Here is a 1228-nt window from a genome sequence, read left to right on the forward strand (position 1 = left end):
GCGAGCGTGTCGCCGGCGTAGCCGGTGAGCGGCTTGCCGTCGAAGGTGAAGGTCACCTTGCGGCGCGTGTCGATGCGCGCGCCGGCGACTTCAACGCGTTGGGCGGTCATGCGCGGACTCCTTGGGTTTGTTCCTGCTCGACTTCGGCTTCGAACAGCGGCTTGGCCTCGGCCAGCGTCCAGGTGCCGGAGATCTCGTAGGTGGCGGTGTTGCGCCGCACCGCGAAGACCTTGCGGCACGCGGCGCTGTGCTGCCACTGCTCCCAGAACCAGCCCTTGGGGTTGCGGCGCATGAAGAGGTAGTCGCCCCAGGTGGCGTCGTCCACGCTCTCGGGCTTGTCGGGGCGGGCAATGAAGGCCTCGCCGGCGTAGCTGAACTCCTCTTCGTCGCGGAGCTCGTTGCAGTAGGGGCAATGCAGTCTGAGCATGTCGATGTCCTTTTCGGCTTTCAGCTCACTTCACTCATGTCACTGAAGATTCCGTTCGTCCTGAGGTATCGAAGGATGAACGGCCTCCGCTGCGAAGCCGCCATCGCAGCCTGGCGGCTTCGCACTTCGATACCTCAGTGCGAACGGGTTATCTCTCGACCCAAGTGAACAAGGTTCAGTGCGCGACGGCGGCGGCGCCGTGCTCGTCGATGAGGTGGCCGGTGGAGAAGCGGTCCAGCGAGAAGGCCTCGTTGAGCGGGTGCGGCCGGTCGTTGGCAATGGTGTGGGCGAAGACGTGGCCCGAGCCGGGCGTGGCCTTGAAGCCGCCGGTGCCCCAGCCGCAATTGAAGTACAGGCCCTGCACCCTGGTCTTGCTGATGATCGGGCAGGCGTCGGGCGAGACGTCCACGATGCCGCCCCACTGCCGGTTCATGCGCACGCGCGAGAACTGCGGGAACAGCTCGATGATGGCCGCGGCGGTGTGGTCGATGACGTGCGGGCTGCCGCGCTGGCCGTAGCCCAGGTAGCTGTCGATGCCCGCGCCGATGACGAGCTCGCCCTTGTCGGACTGGCTGAGATACCCGTGCACGTGGTTGCTCATGATCACGGTGTCGATGACGCGCTGCATCGACTCCGAGACGAAGGCCTGCAGCGGGTGGCTCTCGATGGGCAGCCGGATGCTGGCCATGCGCGCCAGCACCGAGGAGTGGCCGGCGGCCACGCAGCCCACGCGGCTGGCCTTGACGTAGCCCTGGCTGGTCTGCACGCCCTGCACGCGCCCGTTCTGGATGTCCAGGCCCG

General features: G+C 66.7%; 2 protein-coding genes. Both read right to left on the reverse strand.

Features of this window, described 5'->3' with window-relative positions:
- Positions 1-106 precede the first annotated feature (106 nt).
- Positions 107-427, reverse strand: coding sequence for a sarcosine oxidase subunit delta (locus FJ694_RS36495; RefSeq protein WP_157272370.1), 321 nt, complete (start codon positions 425-427; stop codon positions 107-109).
- Between the two features lie 175 nt (positions 428-602).
- Positions 603-1228, reverse strand: a 626-nt coding sequence (locus tag FJ694_RS36500; RefSeq protein WP_157272400.1) for an FAD-dependent oxidoreductase, incomplete at its 5' end; no start/stop codon positions are given.

It is taken from the genome of Azohydromonas aeria (assembly GCF_009760915.1).
In the GTDB taxonomy this organism is placed as follows: Bacteria; Pseudomonadota; Gammaproteobacteria; order Burkholderiales; family Burkholderiaceae_C; genus Azohydromonas; species Azohydromonas aeria.